Here is a 16,456-nt window from a genome sequence, read left to right as displayed (position 1 = left end):
GGGAAGGCCTGCATGACCAGCGTCAAGGACATTGCCGAAGAGATTGTCGCCCGCGAGGGCGGCTTCGTGAACGATGCCGATGATCCGGGCGGGCCAACCAAACATGGGGTAACGCTGGCCACGCTGCGGCGGCTTGGGATTGACGTGAACCGCGACAGCCGGATTGATCTGGCCGATGTGCGGGCCCTGAGCCGGACCCAGGCGGTGGATATCTATGTCGAGCATTACTTCCGCCGCCCCGGTCTGGGCGCCTTGCCCGAGGCGCTGCAGCCGTCTGTGTTCGACATGTATGTCAATGCGGGTTCGGCGGCGGTGAAGATCCTGCAAAAGCTGGTGACGCAGATGGGGTATGCCTGCGATGCCGATGGCGAGATCGGGCCGCAGACCATTCGCCAGACGCAACTGGCCTGGGAGGCGGCGCCGGACCATCTGGTCGATGCCTACGGGATTGCGCGGCGCAACCATTATTATTCCTTGGCCGATGCGCGCCCCGCCAGCCGCAAGTTTGCCCGCCGGGCCGATGGCGGCAAGGGCGGCTGGATTCTGCGGGCCGAGGCGTTCATTTCGCCGAAATATCATCTGACCGAGGCGCAGCACCGGGCGCGGGTGGCGAAATGGGGGTGATTGATCGCGTATTGGGCAGCCCGGGCGCGGTCTCGGCGCTGGGGCAGGCGGCACAGGGCGTGGCCGAGGTGTTCGTGCCTTCAGCTACCAGACGAATGGAACTGTCAGCCGAAGCGCAGATGTCGGCGCTGCGGCAGTTGGGCGAGGAATACCAGCACCCCGCGTTGAGCGGCTTTGACCGGGTGATCAACGGCCTGAACCGGCTGCCAAGGCCGTTCCTGGCGTTCGGCACGCTGGGGCTGTTCGTCTATGCCATGGTCGATCCGGTGGGCTTTGCCGCGCGGATGGTGGGGCTGAACGCGGTGCCCGAACCGTTGTGGTGGCTTCTGGGGGCGATCGTGGCCTTCTATTTCGGCGCACGCGAGACGCATTACTTTCGCAGCAGGCCGGTGATGGCGCCACTTGCGCCGGGGGCGGCCGCAATGGAAGAGAACGCGGCCCTTGACGACTGGCGCGCGGGCGGGCTGGGCGCTTGACCTCCTGTCGCGGCTCTGGCAAGGCCAGAGCATCAGACGGGATTTGATCAGATGAACCTCTTCGCGGACATCCGCAGTGCGGTGGTTGATGCCCTTGGCCGGATGACGGCCGAGGGCCTTTTGCCTTCGGGGCTGAACCTTTCGAATGTGGCGGTGGAACCGCCGCGCGATGCGGCGCATGGCGACATGGCGACCAACGCCGCCATGGTGCTGGCCAAGCCCGCGGGTAAGCCGCCGCGCGAGATAGCCGAAGGGCTGGCGGCGCGGCTCATGGACGACCCGCGGATCGAGGGGGCCGATGTGGCGGGGCCGGGGTTCCTGAACCTGCGGCTGGCGCCGGCGGTCTGGCAGGGCGTGCTGCGGCAGGTGCTTGAGGCGGGCACCGGCTATGGCCGGTCCGACATCGGCGCCGGGCAGAAGGTGAACGTCGAATTCGTCAGCGCCAACCCGACCGGCCCGATGCATGTGGGCCATGTGCGGGGTGCGGTGGTGGGCGATGCCCTGTCGAACCTGCTGGCCTTTGCCGGCTGGAACGTGACGCGCGAGTATTACATCAACGATGGCGGCGCGCAGGTCGATGTGCTGGCCCGCAGCGCCTATGAACGCTACCGCGAGGCGCATGGGCTGGAGCCGGAAATCCGTGAGGGATTGTATCCGGGTGACTACCTGATCCCGGTGGGTGAGGCGCTGAAGGCCAAATACGGTGACAGCCTGCTGGACAAGGGCGAACAGGTCTGGCTGGCCGATGTGCGCGACTTTGCCAGCGCCATGATGATGCAGATGATCCGTGAGGATCTTGCGGCGCTTGGCGTGCGGATGGATGTCTATTCCAGCGAAAAGGCGCTGTATGGCACCGGCGAGATCGAGGCCGCGATCGAGGAGCTGCGCGAGAAGGGCCTGATTTACGAAGGCACGCTGGAACCGCCGAAGGGCAAGGAGCCCGAGGATTGGGAACCGCGGGTTCAGACCCTGTTCCGCAGCACCGCGCATGGCGATGATGTGGATCGCCCGGTGAAGAAATCGGACGGGAGCTGGACCTATTTCGCCCCCGACATTGCCTATCACTACAACAAGGTGAAGCGTGGCTTCGACCAGTTGATCGACATTTTCGGCGCCGACCATGGCGGCTATGTCAAGCGGATGAAGGCGGCCGTTTCCGCGCTTTCCAACAGCACCGTTCCGCTGGACATCAAGCTGATCCAGTTGGTCAAGCTGTGGAAGAACGGCGAGCCGTTCAAGATGTCCAAGCGCGCGGGCACTTTTGTCACCCTGCGCGATGTGGTGGAAATGGCGGGGGCCGATGTCACCCGCTTCATCATGCTGACGCGCAAGAACGACGTGGCGCTGGACTTCGACTTCGACAAGGTGCTGGAACAGTCGAAGGACAATCCGGTTTTCTACGTCCAGTATGCCAATGCCCGCATCAACAGCGTTCTGCGCAAGGCGCGGGATGCGGGTATCGTGGTGGACGATGCCACGCTGCTGGCTGCAGACCACAGCGGGCTGGCGCATCCGGCCGAGCAGGCTTTGCTGAAGAAGATCGCCGAATGGCCCCGTCTGGTGGAAATCGCCGCCCGCAACAACGAACCGCACCGCGTTGCCTTCTACTTGTATGAACTGGCCTCGGACCTGCATGGGTTGTGGAATCGGGGCAATGACGAGCTGCAACTGCGCTTCATTCAAGAGGATGTCGCGGTTTCACAGGCGAAAATCGCCCTTGCGCGGAGCGTGGGCGTTGTCATTTGTACAGGTTTGGGTATCTTGGGTGTGACGCCGGTCGAAGAAATGCGCTGATCTGACAAGCGCCTCGGCCGGATACGAGCAGGCGTGACAGGGCGGGATCAACCCGCCCGGGGCAGAGGCGAACATGGCGGACGCGGAATACGGCGCAGCATATGCGGCCTATCCGGCCCAAGGCCGGGGGCAACGGATGATCAATATCGTGGGGGCAGTGGGATCACTGGCTCTGGTTGTCGGGCTTGGCTGGTGGGGCTATGCGCTGGCCGTGCGCGATGTGAATGGCGTGCCGATCATCCGGGCCATGGGGGGCGCCATGCGGATCGCGCCGGAAGACCCCGGCGGTCAGGTGGTCGATTATCAGGGTCTGGCGGTGAATACCGTGGTGGCCGAAGGATCGGCCGCATCGCCCTCTGACCGGGTGGTGCTGGCGCCGTCGCCGGTGGAACTGTCGCTGGATGATACCGCGGGTCTGGCCGGCGCGCCGCCGCCGCTGGAGGACGATGTTGCGCCGGCGCGGCTGGACAGCAGTTCGCCAGGGCTGATGCCGGTGACGCCACTGGCGGCCGCCGAAGAAGCACCCTCCACCGGGGCGGCCGTCGCTGCCGCGCTGGCCGAGGCGCTTGGCACCGATGAGGGACAGCCGGAAGAGGCGGTCGAGACCGTGGCACTGGATGCACAGGGCCTGCCGCCCCCGCCGGGCGCGATCACGCGCTCGCCCCGCCCGATGGCGCGGCCTGACCGCGGCGGTGGTGTGGCCGCGCCCAACACATCCGTTGCGGCCTCGGTTGCGCCGCCCAAGACGGTGGACCCGGCCACTCTGAAACCGGGCACCAGGCTGGTGCAGTTCGGCGCTTATGAAAGCGAGGACGATGCCCGCGCGGAATGGGCCCGCATCGCGGGGCGCTTTGCGGCCTTGATGGGCGACAAGTCGATGGTCATCCAGGCGGCCGAGAGCGGCGGCAATACCTTCTTCCGGCTGCGCGCCGTCGGGTTTCAGGATGAGGCCGACGCCCGCCGCTTCTGCGCGGCGCTGACGGCCGAGGGCACCAACTGTATTCCGGTTGCGAATAGATGAATATCGGCACGGGTGCGGCGATCTTCGGGGTCGCGGGGCTGACGCTGACCGCGGCTGAACGGGCATTCTTTCGGGATGCCGATCCCTTCGGGTTCATAATCTTTGCCCGTAACGTTGATACACCCGACCAGTTGCGCCGCCTGACCGGCGAATTGCGCGCGACGGTGGGGCGTGACGCGCCCGTCCTGGTGGATCAGGAAGGTGGCCGGGTGCAGCGGTTGCGCGCACCGCACTGGCGCGAATGGCAGCCCCCGTTCGACACCGTGGCCGCCTGCGGCAGCGTGGAAGAGGCTGAGGCGGTGATGGGCGCGCGGGCGCGGATCATGGCGGCCGAACTGCGCGCGGTGGGGATCGACGCGAACTGCGCCCCGGTGGCCGATGTGGCGCAGCCGGACACGCATCCATTCCTGTTGAACCGCTGCTATGGCCGCGACCCTGCGCTGGTGGCGCGGATCGGCCGTGCTGTGGCGGATGGCTTTCTGGCCGGCGGCGTGCTGCCGGTCATCAAGCACATGCCGGGGCATGGCCGGTCATCGCTGGATACGCATCTGGAACTGCCGGTGGTGCGCGCCAGCGCCGAAGAGGTGCGCGCGGTGGACTTCGCGCCGTTCCGGGCGCTGAACGATCTGCCGATGGCCATGACGGCCCATATCGTCTTTGAGGCCTTCGACCGTCGTCCGGCGACCCAGTCGCCCGAGATGATCCGGCTGATCCGGCAGGAAATCGGCTTTGCCGGCCTGTTGATGACCGATGATCTGAACATGGAGGCGCTGAAGGGATCGCTGACCTCGCGCACGGCGGCCTCGATCGCGGCAGGCTGCGATCTGGCGCTGCATTGCAAGGGCGATCTGGCGCAGATGATCGAAGTGGCGGCGGCTGCGGGCACGATGGGGCCGGCCACCCAGGCCCGGGCGCGGGCCGCCCTGGCCGCGCGGTTGCCCCCCGATGCGGTTGACATTGCGGCCATGGAGGCGGACCTTCGGGGTCTGATCCACAGGACCGCCTGATGCCCGATCCCATCGCCGAGGACTGGACCACGCCCGAACGGCTGCTGCCCGAGGTTTCGGCGGCTGAACGGCTGGCCGCCGAGGCGCTGATCGTCGATGTCGAGGGGTTCGAAGGCCCTCTGGACCTGCTGCTGACCCTGAGCCGGACGCAGAAGGTGGACCTGCGGCGGATTTCGGTGCTGCAACTGGCCGAGCAGTATCTGGGCTTTGTCGAAAAGGCACGGACGCTGCGGATCGAACTGGCGGCGGATTATCTGGTGATGGCGGCCTGGCTGGCTTTCCTGAAGTCACGCCTTCTGCTGCCGCCCGACCCAAGCGACGAAGGCCCCAGCGCCGAGGATCTGGCGGCGCATCTGGCCTTCCAGCTTGAACGGCTGGCAGCGATGCGCGAGGCGGCGGCGCAACTGATGGCGCGTGACCGGCTGGGCCGTGATTTCTTTGCCCGCGGCTTGCCCGAAGGCGTGAGCCTGAACCGCAAGATCGTTTATGACGCCACCCTGCTGGACCTGATGCGCGGGTATGCCCGGCTGCGCACCAAGGATGAGTTCCGTCCCTTCGTGATGGATCGCGAACATGTCTTCACCATGGAGCAGGCGCTGGACCGGATGCGGGGGCTGATCGGCTATGCCGGAGAGTGGGCCGAACTGACGACCTTCCTTCCCGAAGGCTGGAACGTCACCCCCATGGCGCGGCGCAGCGCGACGGCGGCGCATTTCGCGGCGGTGCTGGAGATGGCCAAGCGCGGGCAGTTGACGATCCGGCAGGGGGAAACCTTCGCGCCGATCCAGATTCGGAGACGTGACGGGTGAGCGAGACCGACGCCGGAACCGACGAGCGCAGCCTGTTCGAAGCGCCGCCCATGGGCGATCAGGAACGAATGGTCGAGGCCATTCTGTTCGCCAGCGCCGAACCCGTAACGGTGGCCGAACTGGTGGGGCGGATGCCGCATGGATCGGACCCGGCCGAGGCCCTGGCTTATCTGCGCAAACGCTATGAGGGGCGCGGCGTCAATCTGGTGAAGGTGGGCGATGCCTACGCTTTCCGTACGTCGGCGGACCTGGGTTTCCTGATGCGGCGCGAGACGGTCGAGACCCGCAAGCTGAGCCGGGCCGCCATCGAGACGCTGGCGATCATTGCCTATCACCAGCCGGTGACGCGGGCCGAGATCGAGGAAATCCGTGGTGTGGCGGTCAGCCGGGGCACCATCGACCAGTTGATGGAAATGGAATGGATCCGGTTTGGCCGGCGGCGGATGACACCGGGGCGGCCGGTGACATTTGTGGTGACCGAGGCGTTCTTGGATCACTTCGGTCTGGAATCGGCGCGCGATCTGCCGGGAATCAAGGAACTGCGGGCCGCCGGGTTGCTGGACAGCCGGCCGGTGCCCGGCTTCGGCAGCCCTGCCGACGGGGCCGGAGACGAGGACGAGGCGACGACCGGCCAAAGCGAACTGTTCGAGGATTGAGGGTGATGGATTTCAACCGGCTTCTGACGCAACTGGTAAACATGTTTCTTCGCCAGATCATGAACCGCGGCATCAAGACCGGCATCGACTATGCCAGTCGGCGGGGCAAACCCGCCGCGCAGATGACCCCAGAGGAACGCCAGAAGGCGCGGCAATCAAGGACGCTGGCGGAACAGGCACGTCGCGCCGCCCAGATGCTGCGGCGCTTCGGGCGTTAATCGGTCCGAAACTGCTTGGCCAGCTTCAGGCCCTGTCCCTGATAGTTCGACGCGATTCCCGCGCCGTAAAGGCGGGCAGGGCGCGCCGACATCTTTTCATACACCAGCCGGCCCACCACCTGACCGTGCTCCAGCACGAAGGGGGCTTCGTGGCAGCGCACTTCCAGCACACCCCGGCTGCCGATCCCGCCCGCTGCGGCATGGCCGAAGCCGGGGTCGAAGAAGCCGGCGTAATGAACGCGGAATTCGCCCACCATCGCCAGATAGGGCGCCATTTCGGCGGCATAGTCGGGGGGGATCGTCACCGCCTCGCGCGAGACGAGGATGTAGAACGCGCCGGGGTCCAGGATGATGCGGCCATCCTCGGCATGTACCTCTTCCCAGAATTCACGAGCGGGATAGTGGCCGATGCGGTCCAGATCGACCACACCGGTATGCGGCTTGGCGCGATAGCCGACCAATGTGCCACTTTTGGGCAGAAGATCGACCGAGAAGCCAAGGCCTTCGGAAATGACGGGCGTGCCGTCCACCAGCGGTTCGGCGGCGTGCAGCGCCGTCAGTTCGGCATCGGACAGCGCCGCCTGGCCCGAGCGGAACCGGATCTGGTTCAGCCGCTGGCCCTCGCGCACCAGCACCGAGAAGGATCGCGGGCAGACCTCGGCATAAAGCGGGCCGGTATAGCCTTCGGGGATACGGTCGAATTCGGTGCCGCCATCGGTGATCGTGCGGGTCAGCAGGTCCAGCCGCCCGGTTGACGACTTCGCATTGGCGACCGCAGTCACGCCGGCGGGCAGCGACAGCCGCTCGGCCAGCGGCACCACATAGACGCAGCCCTTTTCCAGCACCGCCCCGTCACGCAGATTCACGCGGTGCATCTCGAATTCTTGCAGCCGGTCGGCCACCCGGCGCCCGGCCCCCGCCAGGAACGAGGCGCGGACCCGGTAGGCGACTTGGCCAAGACGCAGATCAAGACTGGCAGGCTGCACCTGCGCATCCAGCACGGCAGGTTGGGCGGCAATCGCACCGCTGGCAATCAGGTCGCGGATGGAATGGTCGGGCAGAACGCCGGGATGTGTCACGCGGAGGCCCCCTGTTCTTGGCGGGAATGAAAAACCGCCCGCACTGCAGGGCAGGCGGGCGGCTTTACAGTGGTCGGGCCGGAGAGATTCGAACTCTCGACCTCCCGCCCCCCAGACGGACGCGCTAACCAGGCTGCGCTACGGCCCGACACGGCGTTGTCATAGCGGTTTTCCGGGCAGGGGCAAGCGGGAAAACGCATCACGGCGTTCCGGTGTGAAGACCGCAAGTCCGCGACGGTGCAGATCATTTCAGGAAGCGTGCGGCGGCCCAAGACGGGCACGCAGGGCCGCCGCCCGCGCGGCAATCTCGGCCAGAGCCTTGGCCTTGGGGTTAAGGCTGCCAAGCGGCAGCGCCCGTAGGCGGGCGGCCAGAGTCGCCGTCGGCTCCTCCAGCTCCAGCGTCGATTCGGCCATGCGGCGCACACGGGCGGCGATGGCCGGACGGTCGGCGGCGGGTTCGTCCCGGTCAGCCACGGCCGGTGGCGCTGCAAAGACGGGGGCCGCGTCGGGCAGGCCAAAATCTTTGGGGTCTGCGGCATCTTCACCGGAAACGGTGACACCCTCGAACGGGGCCTCGGATGGCAGATCGGCCGCAAAATCGTCAACCGATGCGGATGCCCAATCGTCCACCTCGGTAAAGGGGGCTTCCTCAACATCCTCGACGGCGGGCAGGCCTTCAGCAACCGGCGGCTCTGCGCGTATGGGGGCGGCGGGCGGCGCTGAGGCATCAGGCCCGGTCGCGGCCGGAAAGGCGGGCTTGGCGGCGGGCAGATCCTCGCCCTCATCGCCGAACAGCGAGAATTGCACGCTGGTATCGCTTTCTTCTTCGGGAAACAGATTTACGACTTCGGCCGTCGACGGCACCGCGTCCACGTCCTGAAGAACGTCGGGGCTGGCCTGACCCGCGTCCGTAGCGTCTTCCATATCCGCAAAAGCGCCCTCATCGTCCGGGCCTTCGGTTGTCAGCGTTTCGGGAAATGCGGTGTTCAAGCCATCCTGGTCGGCAGGTTCGGACGCTGCCGGATCAATCTCGGCCGTTGCACTGCCATCGCGCAGGGGGCCGGGGAAGGGGATGGGCTCATTCCCCCGCTCTTCCTGTGCGGCGTCGTCAACCAGACCCGAATCCTCGACCGGACCCAGTTCCTCGACCAGGCCAGAGACATGGCGGATACCCTGTTCACGCAGGATCTTCTGCACGCCGCGGATCGTCATCCCTTCGTCATGCAGAAGCCGCTTGATGCCAGCCAGCAGCGCAATATCGGAAGGGCGGTAATAGCGCCGACCGCCGGCCCGCTTGACGGGTCTGATCTGCGGAAAACGGCTTTCCCAGAACCGCAGGACATGGGCCGGCGTTTCGAGAGCCTCGGCCACCTCGGATATGGTGCGGAAGGCCTCGGGCGACTTGTCCATTCGGGATGGTCCTTATTTCTTCTTCTTGCCCGCTGCGACGCGGTCCTTCATCAGATGTGAAGGCCGGAACGACAGTACGCGGCGCGGCGAAATCGGCACCTCGTCGCCGGTTTTCGGGTTCCGCCCGACGCGGGCCGACTTGGCGCGCACCGAGAAGGTTCCGAAGGACGAGATCTTGACCGTCTCGCCCGACGCCAGCGCATCGGACATGTGTTGCAGAACGGATTCCACCAGATTGGCAGATTCGTTGCGGCTGAGGCCAACCTCGCGGAACACCGCTTCGGTCAGGTCCATCCGTGTCAGGGTCTTCTCGCTCATGCCCAAAATCCCCCCGGGTTTCACGGAAGGATGCGGCTGTTGGAATTGCCTTGTCAATATCAAAGGCTTGGCGCGGGGCCTTGAAGCAGCCTGACAAGCCGGATTTCGCGCCTACCAGCGCAGGACGACCGAGCCCCAGGCCAGACCGCCACCAATCGCCTCGGTCACCAGCAAGTCGCCGGGCTTGATCTGGCCGCGCGCCTTGCCAACCGACAGGGCAAGGGGAATCGAGGCGGCCGAGGTATTTCCGTGGTCCTGCACGGTGACCACCACATGATCCATCGGCACCTGCATCCGTTTCGCGGTGCCTTCGATGATGCGGATATTGGCCTGATGCGGCACGATCCAGTCAACATCGGCGCTGGACAGGCCGGCTTTTTCCAGCGCGGCATGGGCGGTTTCTGCCAGTTTCTCGACCGCGTGGCGGAAAACTTCCTTGCCTTCCATCCGCAGATGCCCGGTGGTGCCGGTCGAGGCGCCGCCGTCCACATAGAGCAGATCCTTGTAGCGGCCGTCCGAATTCAGGTCGGTGGACAGGATGCCACGATCCGCCGACGTGCCCGCCCCTTCGGCGCGTTCCAGAATCAGTGCGCCGGCGCCGTCACCGAACAGCACACAGGTGCCGCGATCCGTCCAGTCCATCAGGCGCGAGAAGGTTTCGGCGCCGATCACCAGCACCCGCGACGCCTGACCCGACAGGATCAGCGCATTGGCATTGGCCAGCGCGAAGACAAAACCGGCGCAGACGGCCTGCACGTCGAAGGCAAAGCCCTTGGTCATGCCAAGGTTGGCCTGCACCATTGTGGCGGCGGAGGGGAAGGTCAGGTCGGCGGTCGAGGTGGCCAGAACGATGGCGTCAATCTCGTCGGCCTGCATCCCGGCATCTTCCAGCGCGGCCCGGGCGGCGCGGGTGGCCAGGTCCGAGGTGGTCTGGCCTTCGGCTGCGAAATGCCGCCGCTCGATGCCCGACCGGGACCGGATCCATTCGTCGGAGGTATCGACGATCTTTTCGAATTCTGCGTTGGGAACAACCCGGTCGGGCAGATAATGCCCGACGCCCCTGACCACGGCGCGTATCGTCATTCTTCTGGATTGCTCCCTGCCGGCTTGGCGGCTCCGGTCTCCACTGGGGAGGCATCCTGCCCCGCGGCTTCGGCGGATGCAACCCGTGCGGCAAGCCGTTCAAGAAAGCCGGCGCGGGCAAGACGATAGGCAAGCCCGACCGCAGCGGAAACGCCGGTGGCATCGGCGCCGCCATGCGACTTCACCACCGTACCGTTGAGACCCAGGAAAACACCGCCATTCACACGGCGGGGATCAATGCGTTTTTGAAGCCGCTTCAAAGAGTTGAGCGCCAGAAGGGCCGCGAACTTCGACAGAAGGCCCGCACCGAAGGCTTCGCGCAGCAGTTCGGAAATCAGCTTGGCAGTGCCTTCGCCGGTTTTCAGCGCCACGTTGCCGGTGAAGCCATCGGTGACGATCACATCAACACGATCTGACGGAATATCGAGGCCTTCGACGAAACCGACGCTTTCATAGCCGCCAGCTTCGGCATTGCGGGCCAGCAGTTCCAGCGCTTCCTTCAGCTCGGCGCGGCCCTTGTGTTCCTCGGTCCCGACATTCAGCAGACCGACACGCGGCCGTTCCAGCGACAGGCCGTTGCGGGCGTAGGAAGCCCCCATGATGGCATATTGCAGCAGATCGGACGCCTCGGCCTTCACGTCGGCGCCAACGTCAAGCATGACGTTGAAGCCGCCGGGGCTGCGGCTGGGCCAAAGGCAGGCGATGGCAGGGCGGTTGACGCCGGGCAGCTTGCGCAGACGCAGCATCGACACCGCCATCAGCGCGCCGGTGTTGCCACAGGATACGGCGGCCCCGGCCTCACCGTCGCGCACGGCGTCGATGGTGGCCCACATCGAGGTTCCCTGACCATGGCGCATCACCTGGCTGGGCTTGTCGTCCATCGTGACCACGCGGTCCGCATGGCGCAATGTGACACGGCCTGTCAGCGCGGGTTCACGCGCGAGAAGGGGCGCAAGCTGCGCCTCGTCCCCATGCAGAAGGACATGCAGGTCTGGATTGCGCGCGAGCGAATCGACAAGGCCGGCGACCACGGCCACCGGCCCCTTGTCACCACCCATCGCATCGACGGAAATGACGGTGCGCTCGGGACCCGAGGTTTCCGGCGTGAGACGCTCGTTGGCCATGGGACTGCGCGCGGGAAGAGGCAGGCTTACGCCGCGTCTTCGTCGATATCCACTTCCTTGGCCGCCGCCACGACTTCGCGGGCGTCATAATGGCCACAAGCGCCGCAAACGTGGTGCGGGCGCTTCAGCTCGCCACAGTTCGGGCATTCGTTGGGGTTCGCGGCAACCAGCGCGTCATGAGCGCGGCGCATGTTCCGGCGGGAACGGGTGGTGCGGTTCTGCGGGACAGCCATGTCTCGACCTTTGGGCTTGGAAGGGGACAGGCCCCTGATTTTGCTGCAAGAAACAGACCTTTAGGCAATAGCCTACAGATGCTGTGCCACAGCCTGAATGAGGCGGGGAACATACTCGGATTCGGCCGGGGCGCAAGTCCTTTTTCTGCCTGCACTTGTGGCCTGCGGCGGGGTGCCGGCCGAACGGTCAGCCGGCATCGTCGGCCGACTTGATCTTCAGCCCGGCAAGGGCCGCGAAGGGGCGCAGATCCGTGTCACGCAGCGGCGATACGCCGGGTTCCGCAAAGACCGCCTCGCCCAGTTCGGCGCCCGGGGCGCGCGGATAGGGCGGCAGCGCCAGCGCCAGCGCCTCGGTCAGAACTTCGGCAAGGTCGATCTGGGCCGGCAGCGGATCGGCGCTGTCGTCCTCGGGCATCTCGACCTCTTCCCCTTCGGGATGGGCATAGTCTGCCAGATAGCGGCGCAGGACGGCTTCGTCGATCCGGGCCGGCACCGGCGCAAGCGTCACCACACAGGATTGGGTCACGGCGGCCGTGAGCCGGCCTTCCAGCCGGAAATCGGCGCGGCCTTCGGGTTGCAGCGTGCCCTCGAAGGACAGCGACGCGATTCCCTGCAGGTCAAGTGCCTGTGCCATGGCGGCACGCGCGTCCGGGCCGGCGGTCCAGCGCAGCGCGGTGGGGCGGCGGTGTGACAGCGCCGCGCTGCGGAACACCGGCGCCGGGGTTTCGGGGCCGGGGTTGACGGGCTGTGAGGCGGGTTTCTTGGTCATGGCGGGGTCCGATGTCGGGAATTCCGCAGGGACAGGCACGCAGATGCCCTTCCTTGCGTTCTTGAACATAGGGCGTGGCATCTGTTATCCCAAGGTGCAAGGCAAAATCGGGTGCTCCGGGGTTCCGGAGAAAAGGGGCAGGGATGGCAGGCAGTTCCAGAGAGGCGCGGCGCTCAGGCGGCGGTGCCTTTGGCATTGGGCGGCTTGTTCCGCATATGCGGCTGGCGGCGTTGGCACTGGTGCTGGTCGCGGCGGCCTGCACGGCGGTCTATCGCAACCATGGCTATGTGCCGGTCGATCAGGATCTGGCGCAGATCAAGGTGGGCGTGGATACGCGTGAAACGGTGGCTGAAAAGATCGGCCGTCCTTCGGCGCAAGGCCTGCTGAACGATGTCGGCTGGTTCTATGTGCAAAGCCGATTCAAGCACCTTGGCCCCAAGGAACCGGAAGAGATTGACCGTCAGGTGGTTGCCATCACCTTCACCGAAGCGGGCGTTGTGGAAAACATCGGCCGCTACGGGCTTGAGGATGGCCGCGTGGTGGAAATCTCGCGCCGCGTCACGGCAAGCAACATCAAGGGTGTCAGCTTCATCGGGCAGCTTCTGTCGAACTTCGGCCGGATGAGCCTGGACCAGATGGGCGTAAACTGACGCAGATCAAGCGTGAAATCCGGGGCCGGTTGCCAGCGCAACCGGCCCCGTTTCGTTATTCGCCCTTGGGATCGAAGCGCAGCGCCACGCCATTGATGCAGTAGCGCAGGCCGGTGGGGGCCGGGCCGTCAGGGAATACATGGCCCAGATGCGCCTCGCAGCGGGCGCAATGCACCTCGGTTCGCCGCATGAAGAAGCTGCGGTCGGTCTTTTCCCCGACATTCTCGGCGCTGACAGGTTGCCAGAACGACGGCCAGCCGGTGCCCGAATCGAACTTGGTCGCGGCATCGAACAGGGGCTCACCGCAGCAGACGCAGGAAAAGATTCCCGGCTGCTTGGGGAAGTCGTCGTGGCTGAAGGCCCGTTCGGTTGCGTGCTTGCGGGTGACCTTGTAGGCCAGCTCGGGCAGTTGGGCCCGCCATTCGGCATCGGTCTTGACGATCTTGTCCATCCTTGGGAACTCCTTCTGACGGGGAATCTAGGGCACGGGAGCGCGGATTAAAGATGGAGCCGCTGATCCGGGGCAGATATGTGGCGCGGCTGGCTGCGGGGCCCGAGGATCTGTCGCGCGCGCTGGCGCTGCGGGGGGCGGTGTTCCGCAACGGGGCGGACGATCATGACGATCTGGACGAACGCTGCCAGCATGTTCTGGTGGAATCGGGTGATGCGGTCTGCGCCACGTTCCGGGTTGCCCTGCTGCCCTCTGGCGCGGCGCTGGGGCAGGGCTATGCGGCGCGGTTCTATGATCTGTCGCCACTTGCCGCCGATCCGCGCCCCTTTGCCGAAATGGGCCGGTTCTGTCTGGCCCCCGGAACCGCTGATCCTGATGTGCTGCGTCTGGCCTGGGCGGCCATGACGCGGCTGGTTGATGCGGCGGGGGCGGGGCGTCTGATCGGCTGTACCTCGTTTGCCGGGGCGGATTGGACCCTGCATCGCGCCGCGCTGGCGCTGCTGGCCGAACGGCATCTGGGGCCGGTTGGGCTGCGGCCGGGCCGGCGGGCGGCGGAGGTGGTCGATTATCCCGCGTTGGCAGGGCCGGTCACGGACCGGCGAACGGCGCTGGCGGGGCTGCCGCCGCTGTTGCGCAGCTATCTGGGCATGGGGGGCTGGGTCAGCGACCATGCGGTTGTCGACCGCGATCTGGACACACTGCACGTCTTTACCTGCGTCGAGGTGGCAGGTGTCCCCCAGGCCCGCGCGGCAAGCCTGAGGGGGATCTGAGGACGTCAGGTGTCAGCCGCGCCCGCGGCGGCCGCCACGCCGGCCCCCGGCGGCGGATTGCGCCGCGGCCGAGGCTTCGGCAAAGCTCAGGCCGCCTTCGACGGCCTCCAGCACCTTGGCGAAGCGAATCCATTCGCCGCCGTTCGGATCGTGGTTCATCAGGAAGTTGGCGGCGCGGATCGCCTCCATCTCCTGCTGGCGGACCGGGTTCATGATTGCGCTGGTCATGCCGGCGCCAATCGCCATCGGCAGGAAGGCCCCGTTGATGCCATGCCGGTGCGGCAGGCCGAACGAGATGTTCGAGGCGCCACAGGTGGTGTTCACGCCCAACTCGTCGCGCAGGCGGCGCACCAGGGTAAAGACCTGCTGTCCGGCGCTGGCCATGGCGCCAACCGGCATCACCAGCGGGTCAACCACGATGTCATGCGCCGGGATGCCAAAGTCGGCGGCCCGCTCGACGATCTTCTTCGCCACGGCAAACCGCACCTCGGGGTCGGGTGAGATGCCGGTGTCGTCGTTCGAGATCGCCACCACGGGCACATTGTATTTCTTGACCAGCGGCAGCACCAGCTCCAGCCGCTCTTCTTCGCCCGTCACCGAATTCAGCAGCGGGCGGCCTTCGCAGGCGGCAAGGCCGGCCTCCAGCGCAGCGGGAACCGAGCTGTCGATGCACAGGGGCACGTCAACCGTTTGCTGCACGATCTCGATCAGCGCCCGCATCAGCGGCGGTTCAACGAAGTTGTTGTCGGCATAGCGCGGATCTTCGGCCATCTTGTTGGTGAAGACCGCGCCAGAGTTCACATCCAGAACCGTTGCGCCGCAGGCGACCTGCTCCAGCGCGTCCTTTATCACCGTCTCGAAATTGCCGGCCTCAAGCTCGGCCGCCAGCTTCTTGCGGCCGGTCGGGTTGATCCGCTCACCAATGACGCAGAAGGGTTCGTCAAAGCCGATGACGACGGTTTTCGTTTTCGATTCAAGGACGGTGCGGGTCATCTCTCAACCTTTGGTCTTGTGTTGCGTCAGGCCGCGCAGGCCGGTTTTCCCGAGGCGCCACCATTTGCGGTCACCCATTCGGCGTTGGTCTTGATGCCCCCCAGCGGGAAGAAATGCACCTGTTCGATGCCGAAGTCGGGATTCGCGGCCTTGTGGGCGGCCAGTTCTGCCAGGAATTCGGTCGGCTCATAGGGGGTCAGCAGCTTGGACACGTCAAGCGCGCGCTTTTGCAGCACCTTGAGCGAGGGGCCCACGCCGCAGGCAATGGCGAACTTGATCAGCGTCTGCAGCTTGGCCGGGCCTGCCACACCGATATGAACCGGCAGCTTGATGCCTTCGCGGTCCAGCCGCTTGACCCAGTCGATCACCGGCCGGGCGTCAAAGCAGAACTGCGTTGCCATGGCCATCTGCGCATCGGTGCGTTCGGCAAAGGCGGATTTCCACCGCGCGGCCTCCATCACCATGCGGTCCGATCCGTCGGCGTCGATGTCCTTGTTGCCTTCGGGGTGCCCTGCCACATGCAGCCGGTCAAACCCGTCAAAGGCGCCAGACTCCAGAAGCTGCATCGAGGTCGAGAAATCGCCCACCGGCTGTGGCACCCCACCGGCCAGGATCAGCCCCTGACGGACACCGACGTCCTTGTACCGGGCAACCCAGTCGACCAGCGTGGCCTTGTCCTTGATGATCCGCGCCGGGAAATGCGGCATCACGGCAAAGCCTTCGTCGACGATGCGTTTCGCGGTGGCCACCATGTCCTCGATCGGCGTGCCCTCGATATGGGCGACATAGACGCGGGTGCCGCTGGGCAGGATGGCGCGGAAGTCGGAAACCTTCTCGGCGGTGCGGGGCATCACCTCGATCGAATAACCCTTGAGAAAGGCTTCAAGCTGGGCGGCCTGTCCGACGGGCGCGGCAGCAGGGGCGGCTTTCTTGCGGAAGGGGAACAGGGCCATCAGGCGCTCCTTCAGGGT

General features: G+C 65.9%; 20 protein-coding genes and 1 tRNA gene. 10 read left to right on the top strand and 11 right to left on the bottom strand.

What is annotated here, in order from left to right; all coding sequences use genetic code 11:
- The first annotated feature begins 12 nt into the window (after nt 1-12).
- The 8 genes from C5F44_RS07495 to C5F44_RS07460 all read left to right on the top strand — a co-directional run bounded on the left by C5F44_RS07495 (nt 13) and on the right by C5F44_RS07460 (nt 6,605).
- Nucleotides 13-624, top strand: a complete 612-nt coding sequence (locus C5F44_RS07495; RefSeq protein ID WP_107672882.1) for a holin-associated N-acetylmuramidase — start codon at nt 13-15, stop codon at nt 622-624.
- Entirely contained in the window at nt 615-1,100 is a 486-nt protein-coding gene (locus C5F44_RS07490) for a holin family protein (RefSeq protein ID WP_107672881.1), read from the top strand. Before C5F44_RS07495 ends, C5F44_RS07490 begins: the two co-directional genes overlap by 10 nt.
- A gap of 51 nt (nt 1,101-1,151) precedes the next feature.
- Nucleotides 1,152-2,894: an arginine--tRNA ligase gene (argS, locus tag C5F44_RS07485; RefSeq protein ID WP_107672880.1), complete on the top strand. Its 1,743-nt coding sequence runs from the start codon at nt 1,152-1,154 to the stop codon at nt 2,892-2,894.
- A gap of 136 nt (nt 2,895-3,030) precedes the next feature.
- On the top strand, nt 3,031-3,915 hold the full coding sequence (locus C5F44_RS07480; protein WP_235822564.1) for an SPOR domain-containing protein: 885 nt from the start codon (nt 3,031-3,033) through the stop codon (nt 3,913-3,915).
- A complete protein-coding gene (gene nagZ / locus C5F44_RS07475; RefSeq protein WP_107672878.1) occupies nt 3,912-4,922 on the top strand; it encodes a beta-N-acetylhexosaminidase in 1,011 nt (336 codons plus the stop codon). The genes C5F44_RS07480 and nagZ overlap by 4 nt, the downstream gene beginning before the upstream one ends.
- Complete coding sequence (locus C5F44_RS07470; protein ID WP_107672877.1) at nt 4,922-5,731, top strand: segregation and condensation protein A; 810 nt, start codon at nt 4,922-4,924, stop codon at nt 5,729-5,731. Before nagZ ends, C5F44_RS07470 begins: the two co-directional genes overlap by 1 nt.
- A gap of 50 nt (nt 5,732-5,781) precedes the next feature.
- Nucleotides 5,782-6,387 (top strand): SMC-Scp complex subunit ScpB, encoded by a 606-nt coding sequence (scpB, locus tag C5F44_RS07465; protein WP_107672924.1) that lies wholly within the window; start codon nt 5,782-5,784, stop codon nt 6,385-6,387.
- Between the two features lie 5 nt (nt 6,388-6,392).
- Nucleotides 6,393-6,605, top strand: a complete 213-nt coding sequence (locus C5F44_RS07460) for a hypothetical protein (protein WP_107672876.1) — start codon at nt 6,393-6,395, stop codon at nt 6,603-6,605.
- Here C5F44_RS07460 and C5F44_RS07455 read toward each other — a convergent pair.
- From C5F44_RS07455 to C5F44_RS07420, 8 genes are all read right to left on the bottom strand, one after another.
- Complete coding sequence (locus C5F44_RS07455) at nt 6,602-7,684, bottom strand: 2'-deoxycytidine 5'-triphosphate deaminase (protein WP_181318211.1); 1,083 nt, start codon at nt 7,682-7,684, stop codon at nt 6,602-6,604. The two genes, C5F44_RS07460 and C5F44_RS07455, sit on opposite strands and share 4 nt — an antisense overlap.
- Before the next feature lie 70 nt (nt 7,685-7,754).
- Nucleotides 7,755-7,832 (bottom strand) — tRNA-Pro (locus tag C5F44_RS07450).
- A gap of 101 nt (nt 7,833-7,933) precedes the next feature.
- Nucleotides 7,934-9,094, bottom strand: a complete 1,161-nt coding sequence (locus C5F44_RS17965; protein WP_181318210.1) for a MerR family transcriptional regulator — start codon at nt 9,092-9,094, stop codon at nt 7,934-7,936.
- Nucleotides 9,095-9,106: 12 nt separating this feature from the next.
- On the bottom strand, nt 9,107-9,412 hold the full coding sequence (ihfA, locus tag C5F44_RS07440) for an integration host factor subunit alpha (RefSeq protein ID WP_107672874.1): 306 nt from the start codon (nt 9,410-9,412) through the stop codon (nt 9,107-9,109).
- Nucleotides 9,413-9,523: 111 nt separating this feature from the next.
- A complete protein-coding gene (locus C5F44_RS07435; RefSeq protein ID WP_107672873.1) occupies nt 9,524-10,495 on the bottom strand; it encodes a beta-ketoacyl-ACP synthase III in 972 nt (323 codons plus the stop codon).
- A complete protein-coding gene (gene plsX, locus C5F44_RS07430; RefSeq protein ID WP_107672872.1) occupies nt 10,492-11,619 on the bottom strand; it encodes a phosphate acyltransferase PlsX in 1,128 nt (375 codons plus the stop codon). Before plsX ends, C5F44_RS07435 begins: the two co-directional genes overlap by 4 nt.
- A gap of 26 nt (nt 11,620-11,645) precedes the next feature.
- Complete coding sequence (rpmF, locus tag C5F44_RS07425; RefSeq protein ID WP_107672871.1) at nt 11,646-11,852, bottom strand: 50S ribosomal protein L32; 207 nt, start codon at nt 11,850-11,852, stop codon at nt 11,646-11,648.
- Between the two features lie 187 nt (nt 11,853-12,039).
- Nucleotides 12,040-12,621: a YceD family protein gene (locus C5F44_RS07420; protein ID WP_107672923.1), complete on the bottom strand. Its 582-nt coding sequence runs from the start codon at nt 12,619-12,621 to the stop codon at nt 12,040-12,042.
- Nucleotides 12,622-12,836: 215 nt separating this feature from the next.
- Here C5F44_RS07420 and C5F44_RS07415 point away from each other — a divergent pair, with 215 nt between their 5' ends.
- A complete protein-coding gene (locus C5F44_RS07415) occupies nt 12,837-13,271 on the top strand; it encodes an outer membrane protein assembly factor BamE (RefSeq protein WP_107672870.1) in 435 nt (144 codons plus the stop codon).
- 55 nt (nt 13,272-13,326) lie between these two features.
- On the opposite strand, the gene msrB is transcribed toward C5F44_RS07415, so the two are convergent.
- Complete coding sequence (msrB, locus tag C5F44_RS07410) at nt 13,327-13,722, bottom strand: peptide-methionine (R)-S-oxide reductase MsrB (RefSeq protein ID WP_107672869.1); 396 nt, start codon at nt 13,720-13,722, stop codon at nt 13,327-13,329.
- Between the two features lie 53 nt (nt 13,723-13,775).
- Here msrB and C5F44_RS07405 point away from each other — a divergent pair, with 53 nt between their 5' ends.
- On the top strand, nt 13,776-14,492 hold the full coding sequence (locus tag C5F44_RS07405) for a GNAT family N-acetyltransferase (protein ID WP_107672868.1): 717 nt from the start codon (nt 13,776-13,778) through the stop codon (nt 14,490-14,492).
- Nucleotides 14,493-14,504: 12 nt separating this feature from the next.
- Here the strand turns inward: C5F44_RS07405 and C5F44_RS07400 are convergent, their stop codons facing one another.
- A complete protein-coding gene (locus tag C5F44_RS07400) occupies nt 14,505-15,485 on the bottom strand; it encodes a methyltetrahydrofolate cobalamin methyltransferase (RefSeq protein ID WP_107672867.1) in 981 nt (326 codons plus the stop codon).
- Between the two features lie 26 nt (nt 15,486-15,511).
- Nucleotides 15,512-16,438: a methylenetetrahydrofolate reductase gene (locus tag C5F44_RS07395; protein WP_107672866.1), complete on the bottom strand. Its 927-nt coding sequence runs from the start codon at nt 16,436-16,438 to the stop codon at nt 15,512-15,514.
- Between the last annotated feature and the right edge of the window lie 18 nt (nt 16,439-16,456).

It is taken from the genome of Fuscovulum blasticum DSM 2131, from assembly GCF_003034965.1.
Taxonomy (GTDB): Bacteria; Pseudomonadota; Alphaproteobacteria; order Rhodobacterales; family Rhodobacteraceae; genus Pseudogemmobacter; species Pseudogemmobacter blasticus.
The sequence above is the reverse complement of the archived record's forward strand: the minus strand, read 5'-3'. Positions and strand labels throughout refer to the sequence as shown.

Excerpts from the sequence above, each read along its gene's own strand:
- C5F44_RS07400 (WP_107672867.1), bottom strand. The coding sequence starts at position 15,485 with ATGACCCGCACCGTCCTTGAATCGAAAACGAAAACCGTCGTCATCGGC.
- msrB (WP_107672869.1), bottom strand. The coding sequence starts at position 13,722 with ATGGACAAGATCGTCAAGACCGATGCCGAATGGCGGGCCCAACTGCCC.
- C5F44_RS07415 (WP_107672870.1), top strand. The coding sequence starts at position 12,837 with ATGCGGCTGGCGGCGTTGGCACTGGTGCTGGTCGCGGCGGCCTGCACG.
- C5F44_RS07490 (WP_107672881.1), top strand. The coding sequence starts at position 615 with ATGGGGGTGATTGATCGCGTATTGGGCAGCCCGGGCGCGGTCTCGGCG.
- C5F44_RS17965 (WP_181318210.1), bottom strand. The coding sequence starts at position 9,094 with ATGGACAAGTCGCCCGAGGCCTTCCGCACCATATCCGAGGTGGCCGAG.
- plsX (WP_107672872.1), bottom strand. The coding sequence starts at position 11,619 with ATGGCCAACGAGCGTCTCACGCCGGAAACCTCGGGTCCCGAGCGCACC.
- ihfA (WP_107672874.1), bottom strand. The coding sequence starts at position 9,412 with ATGAGCGAGAAGACCCTGACACGGATGGACCTGACCGAAGCGGTGTTC.
- C5F44_RS07405 (WP_107672868.1), top strand. The coding sequence starts at position 13,776 with ATGGAGCCGCTGATCCGGGGCAGATATGTGGCGCGGCTGGCTGCGGGG.
- argS (WP_107672880.1), top strand. The coding sequence starts at position 1,152 with ATGAACCTCTTCGCGGACATCCGCAGTGCGGTGGTTGATGCCCTTGGC.
- C5F44_RS07460 (WP_107672876.1), top strand. The coding sequence starts at position 6,393 with ATGGATTTCAACCGGCTTCTGACGCAACTGGTAAACATGTTTCTTCGC.
- C5F44_RS07420 (WP_107672923.1), bottom strand. The coding sequence starts at position 12,621 with ATGACCAAGAAACCCGCCTCACAGCCCGTCAACCCCGGCCCCGAAACC.
- nagZ (WP_107672878.1), top strand. The coding sequence starts at position 3,912 with ATGAATATCGGCACGGGTGCGGCGATCTTCGGGGTCGCGGGGCTGACG.
- scpB (WP_107672924.1), top strand. The coding sequence starts at position 5,782 with ATGGGCGATCAGGAACGAATGGTCGAGGCCATTCTGTTCGCCAGCGCC.
- C5F44_RS07470 (WP_107672877.1), top strand. The coding sequence starts at position 4,922 with ATGCCCGATCCCATCGCCGAGGACTGGACCACGCCCGAACGGCTGCTG.
- C5F44_RS07395 (WP_107672866.1), bottom strand. The coding sequence starts at position 16,438 with ATGGCCCTGTTCCCCTTCCGCAAGAAAGCCGCCCCTGCTGCCGCGCCC.
- C5F44_RS07480 (WP_235822564.1), top strand. The coding sequence starts at position 3,031 with ATGATCAATATCGTGGGGGCAGTGGGATCACTGGCTCTGGTTGTCGGG.
- C5F44_RS07435 (WP_107672873.1), bottom strand. The coding sequence starts at position 10,495 with ATGACGATACGCGCCGTGGTCAGGGGCGTCGGGCATTATCTGCCCGAC.
- C5F44_RS07495 (WP_107672882.1), top strand. The coding sequence starts at position 13 with ATGACCAGCGTCAAGGACATTGCCGAAGAGATTGTCGCCCGCGAGGGC.
- rpmF (WP_107672871.1), bottom strand. The coding sequence starts at position 11,852 with ATGGCTGTCCCGCAGAACCGCACCACCCGTTCCCGCCGGAACATGCGC.